This window comes from Blautia faecis (genome assembly GCF_020554845.1).
Lineage (GTDB): Bacteria > Bacillota > Clostridia > Lachnospirales > Lachnospiraceae > Blautia_A > Blautia_A faecis.
Genome location: NZ_JAJCIA010000002.1, coordinates 31689 through 50370 on the forward strand (window position 1 = coordinate 31689; position 18682 = coordinate 50370).

The 18682-nt window shown below is 41.6% G+C and carries 16 protein-coding genes and 1 pseudogene; 14 read left to right on the forward strand and 3 right to left on the reverse strand.

Features of this window, described 5'->3' with window-relative positions; genetic code table 11:
* Positions 1–18: 18 nt before the first annotated feature.
* Positions 19–1347 (forward strand): replicative DNA helicase, encoded by a 1329-nt coding sequence (dnaB, locus tag LIZ66_RS01325; RefSeq protein ID WP_118583698.1) that lies wholly within the window; start codon positions 19–21, stop codon positions 1345–1347.
* Positions 1348–1535: 188 nt separating this feature from the next.
* The gene (locus tag LIZ66_RS01330; RefSeq protein WP_173715668.1) at positions 1536–2090 is read left to right on the forward strand and encodes a MerR family transcriptional regulator; all 555 of its coding nucleotides are present in this window, start codon (positions 1536–1538) and stop codon (positions 2088–2090) included.
* Positions 2091–2158: 68 nt separating this feature from the next.
* Here the strand turns inward: LIZ66_RS01330 and LIZ66_RS01335 are convergent, their stop codons facing one another.
* The gene (locus tag LIZ66_RS01335; protein WP_118583690.1) at positions 2159–2329 is read right to left on the reverse strand and encodes a DUF362 domain-containing protein; all 171 of its coding nucleotides are present in this window, start codon (positions 2327–2329) and stop codon (positions 2159–2161) included.
* Positions 2330–2626: 297 nt separating this feature from the next.
* Here LIZ66_RS01335 and LIZ66_RS01340 point away from each other — a divergent pair, with 297 nt between their 5' ends.
* Positions 2627–2830 (forward strand): DUF1858 domain-containing protein, encoded by a 204-nt coding sequence (locus tag LIZ66_RS01340; protein WP_117851487.1) that lies wholly within the window; start codon positions 2627–2629, stop codon positions 2828–2830.
* Here LIZ66_RS01340 and LIZ66_RS19710 read toward each other — a convergent pair.
* Positions 2792–2998 carry a DUF6783 domain-containing protein gene (locus LIZ66_RS19710; protein ID WP_368365937.1) on the reverse strand — a complete coding sequence of 69 codons (207 nt, stop codon included), beginning with the start codon at positions 2996–2998 and terminating at the stop codon, positions 2792–2794. The two genes, LIZ66_RS01340 and LIZ66_RS19710, sit on opposite strands and share 39 nt — an antisense overlap.
* On the opposite strand from LIZ66_RS19710, the pseudogene LIZ66_RS19715 reads away from it, so the two are divergent.
* Positions 2973–3137, forward strand: a pseudogene (locus tag LIZ66_RS19715) (hypothetical protein); the annotation flags it as partial. The gene LIZ66_RS19710 and the pseudogene LIZ66_RS19715 sit on opposite strands and share 26 nt — an antisense overlap.
* Here the strand turns inward: LIZ66_RS19715 and LIZ66_RS01345 are convergent.
* On the reverse strand, positions 3097–3876 hold the full coding sequence (locus LIZ66_RS01345) for an adaptor protein MecA (protein ID WP_118581522.1): 780 nt from the start codon (positions 3874–3876) through the stop codon (positions 3097–3099). The pseudogene LIZ66_RS19715 and the gene LIZ66_RS01345 overlap by 41 nt on opposite strands.
* Before the next feature lie 705 nt (positions 3877–4581).
* Between LIZ66_RS01345 and LIZ66_RS01350 the strand changes: the two genes are divergently transcribed.
* From LIZ66_RS01350 to LIZ66_RS01395, 10 genes are all read left to right on the forward strand, one after another.
* Positions 4582–4749, forward strand: coding sequence for a hypothetical protein (locus LIZ66_RS01350; RefSeq protein WP_227200025.1), 168 nt, complete (start codon positions 4582–4584; stop codon positions 4747–4749).
* Positions 4750–5167: 418 nt separating this feature from the next.
* Positions 5168–6826 (forward strand): glycosyl hydrolase family 18 protein, encoded by a 1659-nt coding sequence (locus tag LIZ66_RS01355; protein WP_148463157.1) that lies wholly within the window; start codon positions 5168–5170, stop codon positions 6824–6826.
* A 191-nt stretch (positions 6827–7017) separates the two neighbouring features.
* A complete protein-coding gene (locus LIZ66_RS01360) occupies positions 7018–7704 on the forward strand; it encodes an N-acetylmuramoyl-L-alanine amidase (protein WP_226815392.1) in 687 nt (228 codons plus the stop codon).
* Between the two features lie 109 nt (positions 7705–7813).
* Entirely contained in the window at positions 7814–9796 is a 1983-nt protein-coding gene (locus tag LIZ66_RS01365) for a hypothetical protein (RefSeq protein ID WP_227200027.1), read from the forward strand.
* Positions 9780–12053, forward strand: a complete 2274-nt coding sequence (locus tag LIZ66_RS01370; protein ID WP_226837578.1) for a DUF2298 domain-containing protein — start codon at positions 9780–9782, stop codon at positions 12051–12053. Before LIZ66_RS01365 ends, LIZ66_RS01370 begins: the two co-directional genes overlap by 17 nt.
* Before the next feature lie 63 nt (positions 12054–12116).
* Positions 12117–13181: an L-threonylcarbamoyladenylate synthase gene (locus LIZ66_RS01375; RefSeq protein ID WP_148463160.1), complete on the forward strand. Its 1065-nt coding sequence runs from the start codon at positions 12117–12119 to the stop codon at positions 13179–13181.
* Positions 13178–13612, forward strand: coding sequence for a ribose 5-phosphate isomerase B (gene rpiB / locus LIZ66_RS01380; protein ID WP_173770842.1), 435 nt, complete (start codon positions 13178–13180; stop codon positions 13610–13612). The genes LIZ66_RS01375 and rpiB overlap by 4 nt, the downstream gene beginning before the upstream one ends.
* Before the next feature lie 82 nt (positions 13613–13694).
* Positions 13695–14180: a deoxycytidylate deaminase gene (locus LIZ66_RS01385; protein ID WP_118581740.1), complete on the forward strand. Its 486-nt coding sequence runs from the start codon at positions 13695–13697 to the stop codon at positions 14178–14180.
* A gap of 16 nt (positions 14181–14196) precedes the next feature.
* A complete protein-coding gene (locus LIZ66_RS01390) occupies positions 14197–16353 on the forward strand; it encodes an LTA synthase family protein (protein WP_226837576.1) in 2157 nt (718 codons plus the stop codon).
* 11 nt (positions 16354–16364) lie between these two features.
* Entirely contained in the window at positions 16365–18407 is a 2043-nt protein-coding gene (locus LIZ66_RS01395; protein WP_226837574.1) for an LTA synthase family protein, read from the forward strand.
* Positions 18408–18682: the final 275 nt, after the last annotated feature.

Here is an 18682-nt window from a genome sequence, read left to right on the forward strand (position 1 = left end):
GAGGATGTTTTTTACGAAATGGAAGAAGCATTGATCAAGAGGATACTTCCTCACAGCATTGAAGCGGAACAGTCCGTTATTGGTTCCATGATCCTGGACCGTGATGCCATTCTGGTAGCATCAGAGATTCTTACAAGTGATGACTTTTACCAGAGCCAGTATGGTATTATTTTTGATGCCATGGTGGAGTTATGTAATGAAGGAAAGCCGGTGGATCTGATCACTCTTCAGAACCGTCTGAAAGAGAAGGAACTTCCACCAGATATCAGCAGTATGGAATATGTAAGAGATCTGATTTCTGCAGTTCCCACTTCTGCCAACGTAAAGTATTATGCCAATATTGTCAGCGAAAAGGCTGTCCTTCGAAGACTGATCAAAGTGAATGAGGAAGTGGAAAATGCCTGCTATATGGAGAAAGAAGGCACACAAATGATCCTGGAGGAAGCGGAGAAGAAATTGTTTAATGTTCTTCAGAGACGCTCCAGTGATGAGTTTGTGCCTATCCAGCAGGTGGTTTTGAATGCGGTGAACAATATTGAGAAAGCTTCCAAGATGAAGGGAACGGTAACTGGTATTCCTACCGGTTTCGTGGATCTGGATTACAAGACCTCCGGAATGCATGCTTCAGACCTGGTGCTGATCGCAGCCCGTCCGTCTATGGGAAAAACTGCTTTCGTTCTTAATATTGCCCAGTATATGGCATTTCGTAAGGACGTTACGGTAGCGATATTCAGTCTGGAGATGTCCAAGGAGCAGCTTGTAAACCGTCTCCTTGCCATGGAATCTCATGTGGATTCCCAGAATATGAGAACTGGTAATCTGAAAGACGAGGATTGGACCAAGCTGGTGGAGGGTGCAGATATTATCGGACGCTCTAATCTTATTATTGATGATACCCCCGGTATTTCCATTTCCGAGCTGCGTTCCAAGTGCCGAAAATACAAATTAGAGCACAATCTTGGAATTATTATGATTGATTATCTTCAGCTGATGAGTGGAAGCGGACATTCTGATTCCAGACAGCAGGAAATTTCCGATATTTCACGTTCCCTGAAAGCACTTGCCCGTGAGATCAGCGTTCCGGTCATTGCACTTTCACAGCTCAGTCGAGCTGTAGAGCAGCGCCCGGATCACAGACCTATGCTTTCTGACCTGCGAGAGTCGGGAGCTATTGAGCAGGATGCTGATATGGTAATGTTTATCTACCGTGATGATTATTATCATAAGGATACGGAGAAAAAGGGAATTGCTGAGATCATTATAGCGAAACAGAGAAACGGTCCTATTGGTACCGTTGAGCTGGTATGGCTGCCTCAGTATACACAGTTTGTAAATATGAAAAAATAAGGAAATGCTGATTGATTATGGTATTTCTTCGAAAAGGCCGGCATGTTATGTCGACCTTTTTTTCTTGCATTTGAAAGACCTTTTGTTATAATAAAAACAGTGAATTATGCTATTGTCCATACGGATGCTGTCTGGCAGCCAGACCGATTTGTTTTGTGGACAGCAACAATTTCATGAGGAGGGGTAGTATGGAAAAATGCTATACCGTGGCTGAGACTGTGAAGCTGACAGGGGTGAAATCTTATGTCCTTCGTTACTGGGAGGATGAACTTTCCCTTCCTATTCGCAGAAATGAGCTGGGGCATCGCTGCTACACCCAGGATGATATTCAACTGTTTTTGAACATTAAAGAACTAAAGAACAGAGGCTTGCAGCTTCGGGCGATACATGATCTTCTTCCAAAACTTACAAAAAAAGAAGGAATGGAAGTAATCGTGCCGGAAGAAAAGGATAAAATACATTTACTGGAATCTGAGAGTATAGAAAAAGAAGAGAATGAAACAAGAGATACACTTCGGGAAGAACTGCTGGAGAATGTTCAGAATTTTAAAGCGGAGCCAGATAAAAAGATTCTGGAGTTTCAGGAGATATTAGAACGTCTGATTACTCAGGAGCTTCATGCCAAAAAAGAAGGAGAAGACAGGTGGCGCACTCTGGATGCAGCCATCAGGAGACAGCAGATGGCAAGAAGAGAAGCAGCTGCATCTTCGGAGAAGAAGGGAAAAAAGAAAAACGGAGTGTAGAATGTGTTTGAAAAAGGGGAGCTCCATAGGAAGCTCCCCTTCATGCTATCATCACTTATGTGGGAAAATCAACCCTCGCTGATAGCGCCTGTAGGACAGGCATCAGCACAAGTTCCGCAGTCCATGCAGGAATCTGCATCGATTACGTAATGATCATCTCCCTGAGAAATAGCACCTGCTGGGCACTCGCTCTCGCATGTTCCACAGCTTACGCACTCGTCAGAAATTACATATGCCATTGTTATATCCTCCTTTAATCTCTTTAGTTCCCTTATGATTACTGTTCACAGAGTGAACAGAAACCCTTTCTGGGATATGAGTCTATTCTAATATATATGTCAAAGGATATCAAGTACAAAATTATAAACAAAATTTTAGAATTGTGACGGTTGCGCAAATGTGTATTTGGTATTATAATAGTGGAACGTGGAGAGTTACTGCCGGTTTTGATGTAATGGCAGGGAATTTTTTACGAGAGAAGCAGTTGCTGGTCAGGTATGAACAGTAACTCGATATAAAAAAGGAGGAAACAGATCATGGCACAGGTGACAAAAGATATGCTGATTGGTCAGCTTCTTCAGTTAGATCCTAATATGGCTGGTATTCTTATGGCATCCGGTATGGGATGTGTAGGATGCCCATCCGCACAGATGGAATCTCTGGAGGAGGCTGCTATGGTACACGGAATTGATGCTGATGTTTTAATCCAGCAGCTGAACGATTATCTTGCAGGCCGTTAGTATATAGTTTCTTGACGGGCTGTTCCGGTTGAGAAGGTAACCCCGACAGAGTATATACGAACTTATAATAAAAAGGACTGGCGATTTGCCAGTCCTTTTTAATAAGGTTTTAGAGCGTGTTTGAAAAAGGCTTTCTGCAAGATGTGCGTCACAATTTGCGGGAATGATTTTTCAAACACGCTCTAGCCTGTTCAAAATGTCTGCGCAGCGTGCAGGCATTTTGGAATTGTCAGGCGGAGAATCCTGCAGGCAGGATTCTTTTTATTTCAGATTTTTGCAAGCTGCTGCAAGGCTTTGCGAGAAATAAGCTCACCATGTTCCTTTAAATGAGCTTCTCCGGCAGCATTAAAAGCGCGTCCGCTGCCGTATTCAGAAAGAATATTGCATACTTTATTGAATTCTTCTGCTGTGCAGGAGGATTGATGTACAATCAGCTGGTAAAGGGAATTTTCATCCTTGTAAAGAGTATTGACGCCTTTATAGAATCCATCCAGTCCATGTGCGGCAGCAATGACATCATCCAGAGTATGGAAAGTATAGAGCCGTATCAGGTTTACCGAAACTTTCCGGGTATTGGAAACAGATTCAGAAGCTTCCGTACTTCTGGAAGTCCTGGAAGCTCCAGATTCTTTGACCTCCTTGTTACTGGAAGAAGCTCCCTGAGAGGCTGCTTTCTGTGTCTCCTCATATAATTTCTGGAAGATATCGATGATATTATCAGCACCATCGAAATGAAGGGTATCCTGCTTGGTTTTCTTATATGGTGAAAATTTGGAGAAACGAGTGTCAAGTTCTTCGGGATCCTCTACCTTGGTGACAATCAGAATGACACTTTCACCGTTTACGGGAATTGCCTCGATCATCAGCGGGATATTATCAGCTTCAAAGCCAAATTCAATCTGAGCCTGCTGCATCATTTCACGGAAAAGCTTCTTGGCTTTATCTGTGCCGTAGGCAAGCTCGCTGATACGGATCTGGTGGCTGTCCAGATCTTCCTTTGTAAGAGTACAGCGGATTTGATTGTCACTGATTTTTTCTATTTTCATATGATCACATCCTGTTCTTGGAAATAGTGTTTATTATTAAAAGATTACCATAATCAGTTGTTAATGCTCACTTCGCGAATAACAACACACTTCGCGATGCACAGAAATCATGCATTCGCATGATTTCGCGCCGGGTTTCCCAGGTTTTCTGTGAACTATATTCACAAAAACACCTCGCGGAACACTACCAGTGAACAGTAACAATCAGCTATCTTGATTCCTCATTGTATAATATATGTTTCAAAAGTGCAATAGGAAAAAAAACAGGTAATTTCAGTTTGTAAATTTCAGTTGCAACTTATTAAATTTTTCGAAACAGAATGGAAAAAAAGAATAAACTGGTCAAAATCTATTGCATAATGGAAAATGAATCCGTATAATGGGGAACAAGAAAAAAGAAATGGATCTGTGACTCACAAGCAATTGAGAACAGAGATAACACAGATTCGTATTAAATATTAACATTAACATCTATTTTTTCTAAAAACAGCGTCGATTTATCATGCAGCGTATCAGCTGGGGCGGTGTTTGCATTCCCTGAAGATGAAATGAGCTCACATTCCGTCTCTTTTTTCTGCAAAATGATTCAGGTGTTTTCTGAATCCATAAAGGAGGAAAGGAGGTTAGGACACGAAGCGTATATCACGATCAGGAAAGGAAGAATCCTGCAGATCGCTGGAGGGTGAGCTGAATCAGTATGAAGAATTGGGAATTGCTCTTTATCTGGAAGGGCTGCCCAGTGATGCCAGAGCCATTGCAAAAGCCTGTCAGATTGCAGATGGCGGAGGATATATGCGGGATTATACAGAGGACGAGAATGGGCATATAGCCCGTGTGGATTTCGATTTTGTAATCGATGATCAGCAGTTGTAAACCATGAATATTCAGTACATACCGGAATTTCTTCAAGACCAGCAGTTTCCCCCTACTCATGCTTTGGCAGGAAGAAATTTCCGGTGTTGCTGATTGCAGGAATGATTCTAGTACATCGAATATTAAGTAATTGCCATATTGACTTGTCTGATTTTTCATCTGCTGCGTTGTCGTCAGTCGCCGTAGCCACCGCTACGCCTCCTTCCTCCGCCTTGCATATGAGAAAATCATCCTACGTCAATATAGCAGATACTTAATTTTCGATGTACTAGATACCAACATTCAATAATGTAAACAAATTGTAAAAAGTCGAATTATGTAATACAATCCTGAAAAAAAATATGTTATAATGATAATTGACTGTGGAAAAGTCCGCAGCAGATATCAATTAGACGTTCACTGAGAGGATAAATATTTTATGAAGAGAAGAATTAATCCTGTAGTAGTGGTATGCATGCTGATCGCAGCAGTTACCCTGATCGGAATTGTTACAACCCTGATCATGCGCCGCATTCCTACCAGGAAACAGATGGATTTGACTGAATATTATGGACAGACAGACGATTCAGAAGCCGTAATTATAGTAGGTACCCAGATTCTGGAGCAGAAGGCAGTTATGTCTGGCGAACAGCCATATCTTCCTGTAGACGTGGTGGATAGTTATCTGAACCAGAGATATTACTGGGATGAAGAAGGTCAGCAGATTCTGTACGCTACTCCGTCGGAGCTGATTTATACACCTGCTTCCGCTGAGGCGGGCGGTGATGTATGGCTGAAGGACGGAACCGCTTATCTGAGCCTTGATTTTATAAAGAGATATACAGATCTGGATACTTATGTGTACCAGCAGCCAAACCGTATAGCGATTCAGAAGGATTTTTCAGGCGTATCAGTTGTCACAGCAACTAAGGATACATATGTGCGCTACCGTGGAGGAATCAAATCAGAAGTACTGTCCAGGGTAAACAAAGGAGATAATCTGATCCTTATGGAAGAACTGGAGAACTGGGATCAGGTAGCCACATGGGATGGTTATATCGGATATATAGAGAAGAGCAGTGTAAGTGATATTCAGAATCTGAATATGGACAGAGAAGCAGTTGGGGAATCTTATACTTATCTTACCATGGACCAGCCAGTGAATCTGGTATGGCATCAGGTAATGTCCACAGATGCCAATGCAGGACTTTCGGAGGCTATTCAGAATATGACCGGAGTGAATGTAATTTCACCAACCTGGTTCTATGTAACTGACAACAATGGTAATATTATCAACAATGCTACAGCTGATTATGTATCTCTTGCCCATGAAAAAGGGCTGAAGGTATGGGGACTTGTGGACAATTTTACGCAGGACATCAGTACTTATGAGGTATTGTCCAGAACAAGTTCCAGACAGAATCTGGTTTCACAGTTGGTGAATGCAGCTGTTGGAGCTGGAATTGATGGAATTAATGTGGATTTCGAGCAGCTTAGTGAGGACGTGGGCGTTCATTTCCTGGAGTTCCTCCGGGAGCTTTCTATAGAATGCCATAAGAACAATCTTGTTCTTTCCGTAGACAATCCGGTTCCAGAGGATTTCACCAGTCATTATGACAGGGCTGAACAGGGCAAGGTAGTAGATTATGTCATTATTATGGGATATGACGAGCACTACGTTGGATCCGAGGAAGCGGGCTCAGTAGCGTCTCTTCCATGGGTAGAGAAGGGAATTCAGGATACTATCGCTGAAGTTCCGGCGCAGCGTGTGATCAATGCAGTTCCATTTTACACAAGATTATGGAAAACAGAAGCTGGCAGCTTATCCAGTGAGGCAATTGGCATGGATACTGCCCAGGAAGTAGTAAATACAAATAATGCCCAGGTATACTGGGACAGCGATGTAAGTCAGAATTATGGAAGCTTTGAGAAGGATGGATGCACTTACCAGATCTGGATTGAGGATTCTCAGTCTATTGCAGCGAAGGTACAGCTGGTACAGAAATATAATCTTGCCGGTGTGGCAGCATGGAAATTGGGATTTGAGAATAGCAGTATCTGGCAGGTGATCACAGATAATCTGTCTGCGTCTAATTAAAACAGGTACTATTTTGCGAAGCATATTGCTGTGAGGGTACTGAACAGTTACGCCTTTTTCAAACATGCTCTAATACACGAATGATAAAAACACTCTCTGAGACATATAAATAATGTGAAGGTCGTGAACAGCGACAAAAGACGAAAGTTTAACGATAACATTATATATTATATGCCAGGGGGTGTTTTATATTGAAAAAGCATATAGTGGAGCTGATTATGGGATGTCTTTTGCTGATATGCTTTTATTATCTTTCCCGCGAGGCGGCAGCAGTATCGGTAGAGATGAATCAGAAGCAGGTAATTGTGGTGGATTGTGGTCATGGAGGAATGGATCCAGGTATGATCGGGATAGACGGTCTGAAGGAGAAGGATGTAAATCTTGCCATTGGCCTGAAAGTGAAAAGTGCATTGGAAAAGAAAGATTTTCAGGTGGTTATGACCAGGGAAACAGACGTGGGATTATACGATGAAGACTCTAATAATAAGAAAGTACAGGATATGCAAAAAAGGATTTTTCTTATTCAGGAAGTAAAGCCTGTACTTGCAGTAAGTATCCATCAGAACAGTTACGAAGATTCTGGGGTGAAGGGGCCTCAGGTTTTCTATTATCGGGACTCTGTTAAGGGAGAAGAACTGGCGGAAATAATTCAGGAGAAACTGAATGATTATCTTGAGGTGGAGCGGCCAAGGCAGGCGAAAGGAAATACTACTTATTATCTTTTGAAACGAAGCCCGGGGATATTGAATATTGTGGAGTGTGGATTCCTTACGAACCCGGAAGAAGCCGGAAAACTGTTACAGGATGATTATCAGGAAAAAGTAGCGGCAGCAGTGGCTGACGGTGTGGAAGAATACATAAAAAATAATGAACAATGAGAATCCTCTGTTAATGAAAAAACATTTCAGTTTATCAAAAACTATACACTTTTCAGAAGCTGTGGATTCTGCTATACTGGACTGGAAAAAATAAGCGAGGGAAAATACCATGTTAGGATGTGTTTATCTGATTCTGGCAGCATTATTGGGTAGGGAAGTTACCCATAATTTTTTGCCGGAACAAAGAATGAGAGAAAAAGGAATCACGCCCTTGTGGGTGACTTTTGCAGCGTCATTTGGAAGTGGTGTGCTGCTTATGACCTGGGCTGTCTATATAGCAGCATGGCTGCTAAGCGTGTACTCTGAAGCGGAGAACCCCCTCTTTGGAGCAAATCTGATGGTGATGGCAGCTGTGGGGATATTTTTGCTCTTGTGCTGTTATAGAAGAAAAGGTTCTTTTGGGAAATTTATTAAAAGACTTTCCGGCGAGGTTCCTCCAGCGAAAGAAATCGTGTTCTTATTGATTTTACTGGCGGGAATTACCTGGATCATGGTATTTGTATTTCATGTTAGTGACGGATATTTGTATTCCGGATTTACTGTATTTGGAGATTATGCCCCTCATACAGCGATGATGAGATCATTTTCGCTGGGAAATAATTTCCCCACGCAGTATCCTCATTTTGGTGGTGAAGATGTAAAATACCATTTTATGTTTCAGTTTCTGACAGGAAACCTGGAATATCTTGGAATGAGAATTGATATAGCGTACAATGCCGTAAGCAGTCTGTCACTCTGGTGCTTCTTTATCATGCTGTATTCTATGGCGAAAAGGTTCTTTGGCAGTATGAGTGCCGGAGTGCTTTCTGTTTTGTTTGTTGTATTTCGAAGTGGAACTGCTTTTTTCAGATTTGCATATGAACATTTACAGGCTGGTGATTTGTGGGAGACTCTGGCCGGGAATACTGCTTTTATTGGATATACCCCCAATGAGAACTGGGGACTTTGGAATTTTAATGTATATTTGAATCAGCGGCACTTGGGATTTGGTCTTTTGATGGCTGCGCTGGTATTATGGATTTTCCTGGACTGGGTGGAAGAAAGCTGTGCAGAGAAAGATAAGGGAATATTGTGGCTGAAGAACAGATTTCTTACAAAAAAAGCATGGATGTTTAAGAAACCTGATACAGCTCTTTTTGCCGGAATGCTATTGGGTCTGTGTTCATTTTGGAATGGAGCTGCTGTAATTGCATGTCTTCTGATTCTTATGGGATTTGCCTTTTTTTCTGATGGAAAACTTGACTATCTGATTCTGGCAATCGTGACAGTTGTGTTCTCGGAAATTCAATCTAAAATGTTTGTATGGGGAAGTGTTGTATCACCTTCTGTATATTTTGGATTTCTGGCAGAAAAGAAATCACTTCCAGGCATAGCTGTATATTTATTTGAAATAAGCGGCATTGTTTTCCTTGGCGTTTTAGTACTGCTGTTTTTTCTGAAAAAAATGGAAAGAGCAGTTGCAGTGAGTATACTTTTCCCAACAATCTTTGCATTTGTGGCGTCTCTTACACCAGATATAAACGTGAATCATAAATATATTATAATATCTTATGCATTCCTTGCTGTTTTCTGGGGTGGAGCTGTAAGCAGATTGTTCCATTGGAAAGGTGCTGTTGGGAAAATTTTGAGTTTGATTCTGGCACTTAGTCTGACCATAACAGGAATTTATGATTTTGCAGTAATCCTAAAAGATAATGATTCAGGACATCGGGTTTCTGTGAACCTGAACAGTGGACTGACCAGCTGGCTTGCAGAAAATCTGAAAAAAGACGATCTGATTTTGACACCGGAATACAGTATAAATGAAGTCACTATGTCAGGGGTTATGATGTATCTGGGATGGCCTTATTATGCATGGTCCGCAGGCTATGACACTTATTACAGGGCTGCCAGGGCAGTAGAAATCTATACAACAGCCAGCGCACAGGTACTAAAGAAAACAGTTGAGGAAGAACAAATTACATATATCCTTTTTGAGGAAGGTATGAAATTTGAGGAGAAAGAATGCCGCGAAGATGTGATTGCGGATACATATCCTCTGGTGTATCAGTCAGATGACGGGAGAATAAGAATTTATGGAACAAAAGAATAAGAAAAAAATCAGTACACAAACAATAATTAAACTTCTGCTGGCGGTGGTGCTGCTTGGCCTATCTGCATTTTTACTGAAAGGTGATGTGTGGACTTTCTGGACTTGGTGGCTTCTGGCGGGAGTGATGGGATTTGCTGCAATGCCTGTTACAGGAAGACTGTTCTGGCGTTTTGAGGACAAAGGATGGATTTTTTCTAAGGTACTGGCGATTGCTGCAACAGGTTTTCTTACCTGGTTTTTGACAGCTATCAGACTAATCCCTTTTAATGCCCTGACTTGTGCTGCTGTAACAATCCTATGCGCAGTTATCTGTTTTTTCCTTCTTCGAAAGGAATCAAAAGAAAAGACAGAATGTTTTCCAGTTGACAGGATTTCTCTGATTTACTGGGAAGAATTATTGTTTTTCCTTGCATTTCTTATGTGGACATATCTGGCAGGATTCCGCCCTGCTGCATATGGAACCGAGAAGTTCATGGATTATGGTTTTATGGAAGCTATGATGAGAAGCACCACACTTCCGGCAAGAGATCTGTGGTATTCAGAAGGACATATTAATTATTATTATGGCGGTCAGTATTTTGCTGTTTTTCTTACCAAGCTTTCCCATACAAAGGTGGAACTGACTTACAATCTTATGCGTACCTTTGTAGCCGGACTGGCTTTTGCAATGCCATTTTCCCTTGTTTACCAGATGATGTCAGACCGTATGAAGGGACTGCAAAAAAGCGAAAAAGTAATAAAAGGACTTCCTTTTGCAGCTGGATTTACAGCTGGTACAGCTGTTTCCATTGCAGGAAATATGCATTACGTAATTTATGCGCAGATCATTCCCCTGATTGAGAAGCTGACAGGTAAGGAAGTGAGCAGCTACTGGTTTCCGGATGCTACCCGCTATATAGGATATAATCCATATCGTGAGGAAGACCGGACGATACATGAATTTCCCTGCTATTCTTTTGTACTGGGAGATCTTCATGCTCATGTGGTAAATATTATGTTTGTACTTCTTGTAATAGCACTTCTTTATGTATGGCTAAGGGGTGTGCGCAAGAAAACAGTACCGGTTGAGACTTCCATGAAAGATGGAAAATTCTGGAAAGAGCAGCTTCTTATGCCTCATCTTCTGGTAATCAGTGTGCTTCTCGGAATGTTTCAGTGGACAAATTTCTGGGATTTTGTGATTTATTATGTAGTAACTCTTGGAACGGTGCTTTTTGCCAATATTATCCGTTTCCAGGGAAAAATAAAGAAAATCATGGTTGTAACTTTTGCACAAATGGCAGAAATCTATCTGCTTGCCTATCTTGTGATCCTGCCATTTACCTTACAGTTTGACACTATGGTGGATGGAATAGGAATTGCCAAGTACCATTCCTATTTCTACCAGCTGCTGGTTCTCTGGGGACTTCCGGCAGTTCTTACCATTACATTTGTAATTTCTATTCTCTGGGAAAAGCTGCGGGGGATGGAGCACAAGAGCCTGTACCGTCTTATGAAAGCTATCCGCACGGCAGATCTTTTTGCCATTATTATGGGACTTTGCGCTATTGGTCTGGTGGTAATCCCGGAATTTGTTTACGTGCGTGATATTTATGAAAATGGAAATGCCAGGGCAAACACTATGTTCAAGCTTACTTATCAGGCATATATTATGTTTGCACTGACTATGGGATATGGAATTTACAGACTTCTGGCTGTTAGCAGACAGAAAGTATTTAAGATCATTTCCGGAATCTGTCTGTTTTTCCTGATCTGGACGGTAGGATATTTTGGAAAAAGTGTGGATTCCTGGTTTGGAAAGGTTTTGAATCCGTCAGGCTATCAGGGGCTTTATGCTCTGGGCTATCTGGATACGGATTTTTCAGAGGATGTGTCTGCAATCCAATGGCTAAAGGAGAATATTAAAGGGGCTCCGGTAGTGCTGGAGGCAAACGGTGACAGCTACAGCGGTTATGAGCGTGTTTCTGCAGCTACAGGTCTTCCAACAATTCTTGGCTGGTATGTACACGAATGGCTCTGGAGGAATGATACAGATGATCTGAACCGGAAACAGGCAGATATTATGAGTATTTATACTTCACAGGATGAGACCCAGGTAAGAGCTCTTCTTACGGAATATGGTGTTTCCTATATCTTTGTGGGCTCTAAAGAAAGAGAGAAATATGAGGACAGCCTGAATAATGCACTTCTTCAGTCACTTGGAGAAATTGTATTTATGGATGAAGATTCCGGCACTTATATTGTTAAGGTGGATTGACAAGGTTTTTAAACTGGTGTTATATTAAAGAATACTGAAAAATTAATAGAAAGCTGGACTAAAATGAAAGCAGAAATTGTAGCTATGACGGCAGATGCTATCGACCATGCGGCACTTGCCAGAGGCGGAGAGATATTGAAACAGGGAGGACTGGTGGCATTCCCTACAGAAACTGTTTACGGTCTTGGAGGAAATGCACTGGATCCTATGGCTTCGAAGAAGATATATGCAGCCAAGGGACGTCCTTCGGATAACCCGTTGATCGTTCATATTGCAGATTTAAATGCGCTGGTTCCAATTGTAAAGGAAGTACCGGAGAAGGCGAAGATACTGGCAGAGAAATTCTGGCCTGGTCCCCTGACTATGATTTTTGAGAAATCAGACCTGGTTCCATTGGAGACAACTGGTGGTCTCAACAGTGTAGCTGTGCGTTTTCCAAGTGATCCCATTGCAGCGGAGCTTATTTTGCAGGCAGGGGGATACGTGGCAGCGCCAAGTGCAAATACTTCCGGACGGCCAAGCCCGACTACAGCACAGCATGTTGAGGAGGACTTAGGGGATGCCATTGAGATGATCATTGATGGAGGTCCTGTGGGAATTGGCCTGGAGTCAACGATTGTAGATTTTACCGAGGACGTGCCGGTGGTTTTAAGACCCGGTTATATTTCACTGGAAATGCTCCAGGAGGTTCTTGGTGATGTGAGAATGGACAAAGGTCTTATAAAGCCTGATAGTAAAGTTCATCCCAAGGCGCCGGGAATGAAATATCGGCATTATGCACCGAAAGCAGATCTTGCAATTGTGGAGGGCCCCACAGAAGAAGTAATAAATGCCATTAATCAGTTTGTAAAGGAAGATCAGGCAAATGGACTTCAGGCGGGGATTATTGCCACAGAGGAGACTATTTCCAGATATCCCTGTGGAACTGTGAAGTGTATTGGAAGCAGAGAGGCAGAGGAAACCATTGCTCATAACCTTTATGAGGTGCTGCGTGAATTCGATCAGTGCCAGGTAAGCAAAATTTATTCCGAAGCTTTTTATACCCCAAAAATGGGACAGGCAATTATGAACCGGCTTCTAAAAGCAGCCGGTCACAAAATAATCAATATAAGGAGAGAAGAACAATGAGAGTAGCATTAGGTAGTGATCATGGCGGATTTGAACTGAAACAGGAGATTATCAAATATCTGGAAGAAAAGAATATTGAGTATAAGGATTACGGCTGCTACAGCACAGAATCCACAGACTATCCGATCTATGCAAAGAAAGTTGCACATGGGATTCTGGAAGGAGAGTGTGAGCTAGGAATCCTTGTATGCGGAACTGGTATTGGTATTTCTATCACTGCAAACAAAATTAAGGGAATTCGTGCAGCAGTATGTACAGACTGTTTTACTGCTGAAGCAACCAGACTTCACAATGACGCAAATATCCTTGCGCTTGGAGGTCGTGTAGTTGGACCTGGACTTGCAGTTAAGATTGTGGATACTTTCCTGAATACACCATTTTCAGGAGATGAGAGACATATCCGCCGAATTGCTCAGATCGAGACAGAATAGGAAGGAGAGCTCTTCTATGGAGAACACAAATCAGAAAAACACCGGGAATATACAGATCGCGCCTGTAAGTGCTGCATCAGATCTGAACCACAAAAGAGAAGGTTACCTTACCTGGGACGAATATTTCATGGGAGTTGCCATGCTTTCCGGCATGCGCTCCAAGGATCCCAATTCACAGGTAGGAGCGTGTATTGTCAGCGATGATAATAAAATTCTTTCCATGGGATATAATGGTTTCCCAAAAGGCTGTTCCGATGATGAATTTCCCTGGGCAAGAGAGGGAGAGCCTCTGGATACCAAATATCTGTATGTGACCCATAGCGAGCTCAATGCAATTTTAAACTACCGTGGAGGAAGCCTTGAGGGAGCGAAAATGTATGTAACTCTTTTTCCATGCAATGAGTGTGCCAAGGCAATCATCCAGGCAGGAATCAAGACTCTGGTCTATGATTGTGACAAATATGCAAGCACTCCGTCAGTCCTTGCTTCCAAGAGAATGCTGGACTCCGCCGGTGTACGCTATTATCAATATAAGAGAACCGGACGCGAGATTTCGCTGACGGTGTAAGTTAAAGAGGTTTGTTGTGGAAAATACGAAAGAAAATACAGATTTGAATATGGGCAGAGCGAAGAATGACAGATGGAAAAAGATACTGGGAATCATTTTGAACATTGCTTTGCTTCTGCTTATAGATGGATTGTTGGTATATACTTTTATTAACGAAGGAAATCGTATATATAAAGGAACAATCATTAAAATATTACTAATTGTTACAGGAAATATTTTGTTTCTTGTTCTTCTGTTCTGGGGGGAGAAAATCTGCAGTGCAATAAAAAATACCACTTTTTTGAAAATAGCAGATGTCATATTGCTGCTTGCAACTCCTGGAATTGTATTTATGCTTGTCCAGATGGTCACCTGGGTGTCGGGATATAAGAATAAGGCAGTGTCAACATTTAAAGGCCTGGTTAAGATGTCATTACTGATGGAGCAGCCTTATTTGACACTGAATCTTATTATTTATGCAATATTTTTTATAATACTTATTATTTTATTCAGGAAAATCAATATTGCTTCTTCTACGTTGTGTTACCTTTTTATAATCCTTGCAATGGTAAACTATTATGTAATGGAATTTCGTGGAGAACCATTCCAGCTTCTTGACATTGTAGGAATGGGAACGGCAGCAGAAGTTGTTGGAGAATATAGCTTCAAAATCAAACTGATGCTTGGAATTCCACTGATCTATGCCCTGGTATTTGGTGAGTTTGTACTGAAATTCCAGAAACTGGAGCTTGGAAAAAAGAGCAGAAAGAATACAGCTGCCCGGTTTGGTGTACTGGCTGTGATCGTGATTACATTATGTTTTACCATAAGACCTATCCTCCAGAAGCTTGACGCTGTTACTTTATGGCAGATTAACCGTATTTATAAAGAACAGGGCTACATTTCCTCTCTTGTTAAGGAAATCAGGTATTTTTATATCGAGCAGCCAGAAGGCTATTCTGTTGGAAAAACCGTAGAACTGGCACAGGAAATTGAAGATGGGGAAAATATTGTTTCAGAGACAGACAAGAGTGAGTCTGAAGAAAGTGTTGATAATACAGCTGCAGATACTTCTGAAACAGTAACACCGAAAAATATTATCCTGATTATGAATGAAAGTCTTACAGATTTTGAAAATGTAGGTGAAATAAAGTCAAATGTAGAAATTTTGCCATACATAAGAAGCCTTAACAAAAATGTAAAACATGGACAGCTTCATGTACCTACATTCGGAGCCGGAACTGCACGCTCTGAATATGAGGCTCTTACAGGAAACAGTATGAGCTTTTTGCCATCCGGAAGTGTTCCTTATCAGCTTTATGTGCGGGATCCGGAGTATGGTCTGGCAGATATCCTGAAATCCCAGGGATATTACACAATTGCCATGCATCCCAACAAGGCTCATAACTGGAACCGGGCCTCTGTTTATCCATGCATGGGATTTGATGAATTTATCAGCCTGGAGAACTGGGGAGAGGAACACAGAGAGCTTCTTCGAAATTATGTAAGTGACAAAGCAACATTTGAAAAGATCATCAGCCTTTATGAAGAGAAGGATGCGGATGAAAAATTATTTACATTCTGTGTAACCATGCAGAATCATGGCGGTTATACAGTAGAAGACAGAGCTGGATTTGAACCTACTGTAAAGCTTGGATATGATACAGAGTATCCTCTGGCTGAAACGTATTTATCGTTGGCAAGAGAGTCTGATTCAGCATTTAAGGAATTGCTGGAGTACTTTGAAAAAGTAGATGAGCCTACCATGATTGTTATGTTTGGGGATCACTGGCCTAAGATTGAAGAAGAATTTATGGCGAAACTTTTAGGCGGCAACAGGCAGAGCCTGGGACTTGTTGAAAGCCAGCAGTCCTATACAACTCCCTATGTGATCTGGACAAATTATCCATCTGAGACAGTAGAGGAAGATTTCAGTGCTAATTATCTGGGAAGCTATATGCTTCAGCTGGCTGGTCTTGAAATGCCAGGCTACAACCAGTTCCTTATGAATCTGAAAGAGCAGCTTCCAATCATCGGAGTTGGTGCTGTTTGCGACAAAGATGGAAACTGGTATGCAAATGATGCACTTCCGGATGATTACAAAAAACTGATGACGGATTACAATATTCTGGAATATAACAACCAGTTTGAGAAAAAGGATGTAATAGAGAGCTTGTTTACTATTGGCAATTAAGAGGTGCGTTTATGAAAAAACTGTCACAAATGTTTTACAACCTTTTGTTAATGGCAGTAATTGATGGGTTGCTGATCTATACAGAGCTTGGAACAGCCCATCCTTTTCAGGGAGATACCAAGAAAATATTGCTGATTGCCATTGGTGATCTGATATGGATTTTATTGGTTTTGTGGGGAGAAAGACTAAGTGATGCCTGGCATACCTGCAGAATATCAACAGCAGCGGATGGAATTTTACTGATTCTGTCCGCTCCTGTTATGATAGGGGCAGTGCAGATGATCACCTGGCTTTCCGGAAAAAGAAATAAATCAGTGAATTATCTGGGAAGTCTTCTGAAAAAGGTTACTTCCCTATCTTTTATGAATCTTATAGGGAATCTGATCGTCTGTTATGTTATTCTTGGTATATTGATCCTGCTTTTTCGAAAAATAAAGACAGCTTCAGCTGTATTTTGCTGGCTTCTGATTTTGCTGGCATTGATCAATTTCTTTGTAATGGAATTCAGAGGAGAAGCTTTTTTTCTGTTGGATATCACAGGAATTGGAACTGCTGCAGATGTTGCAGGAGAATATGAGTTTAAAATACCTCTTATGCTTGGCATTCCGTTAACGTATTCTATGGTATTTGCCCAGTTTATCCTGAAATTTCAGAGACTGGAGTTAGGAAAAAAAAGCAGAAAAAATTTGATTGTGCGGTTAGCCTTTTTAGCTGTGTTTGTTGTGGCAATGGCAGTGGGATTTCGGCCTTTGATCATGAAGCAGGAAAATGTTTCATTGTGGAATGTAAACAAGGAATATCAGAATAAAGGACTGGTATATACTTTTGCAAGAGAATTCCGGTTTGTTTTTGTAGAAGAACCGGAGGGATATTCCGTGGATGCGGTAAAGAAAATTGCAGAAAAAACTGAAGGTGATCCGGCTGAAAGGCAGCAGGAGCCAGATGTAATCCCTGAGAATATTATTATGATCATGAATGAAAGTCTTGCGGATTTCGAGAGCATTGGGAGTGTCAGATCAGATGTGGAAATATTGCCGTATATTCACAGTATTGATAAAAATGTAACACATGGAAGTCTGCATATGCCCACTTACGGTGGCGGAACAGCAAGATCTGAGTATGAGGTACTTACCGGAAACAGTATTACGTTTCTTCCTTCTGGCTGTGTTCCTTATGAACTGTATGTCCGGACTCCGGAGTATGGAATGGCAGATATTCTGAAATCTCATGGATATTATACAATTGCCATGCATCCCAATAACGGACATAACTGGAACCGCGACCAGGTATATCCGCAGATGGGCTTTGATGAGTTTTTGAATCAGGATAACTGGGGCGGAGAATATCAGGATAAACTGAGAGGCTTTGTAAGTGACCAGTCTGTTTTTGACAAGATCATCAGCCTGTATAAAGAAAAAGAAACAAATCAAAAGTTGTTTACTTTCTGCGTAACCATGCAGAACCATGGCGGATATTCCCAGAGCACTCTGAAGGGATACGAACCAGATGTAAAACTGAATTATGAAACAGAATATCCGGAGGCACAGACGTATCTGTCACTTGCCAGAGAGTCGGATAAAGCGTTTCAGAATCTTGTAGAATATTTTGAAAAGGTAGACGAGCCGACCATGATCGTCATGTTTGGAGATCACTGGCCTAAGCTGGAAGAAGGCTTTTTAGCAGAAGTTCTCGGAAAAGACAGGGAGAAGCTGGACCTTTTTGAAAGCCAGGTGACGTATACAACTCCATATGTAATCTGGACAAATTATTCTTCCGAGACTGCAGAAGAGGATATCAGTGCCAATTATCTGGGAAGTTATGTGCTGTTTAAGGCAGGGATTTCCCTTCCGTTTTATAATCAGTTCCTTATGAAACTGAAGAAACAGCTGCCGGTCATTGGTGTTGGTGCAGTGTGTGATCAGGAGGGGAACTGGTATGCTTCTGAGGATCTTCCGGACAATTACAGACAGTTTTTGAGCGATTACAATATCCTGGAATATAACAACCAGTTTGAGAAAAAAGATGTAATAGAGAGCTTGTTTACATTGAAGTAATAAAAAAGTACCCGGACAAAACAGATGCGGTGGATGGTAACTCTGGCTGTTACTGTGAACGGAGTGAACAGTAACCTCTGGCTGTTTTTTGTCTGGGTATTTTCTGTTTCGCCACTTGACATATGGGAAAATTTCGCATAAAATAAACAAGACTTAACGAGCAAATTAAATAAATGAAGTGGCAATGAAGAGAATAGTACATGAGGAGCAATCTCAGAGAGAAATCCAGGCCGACAGGCAATGGTGTGAGGATTTTGTGCGCAAGTCATGGAACC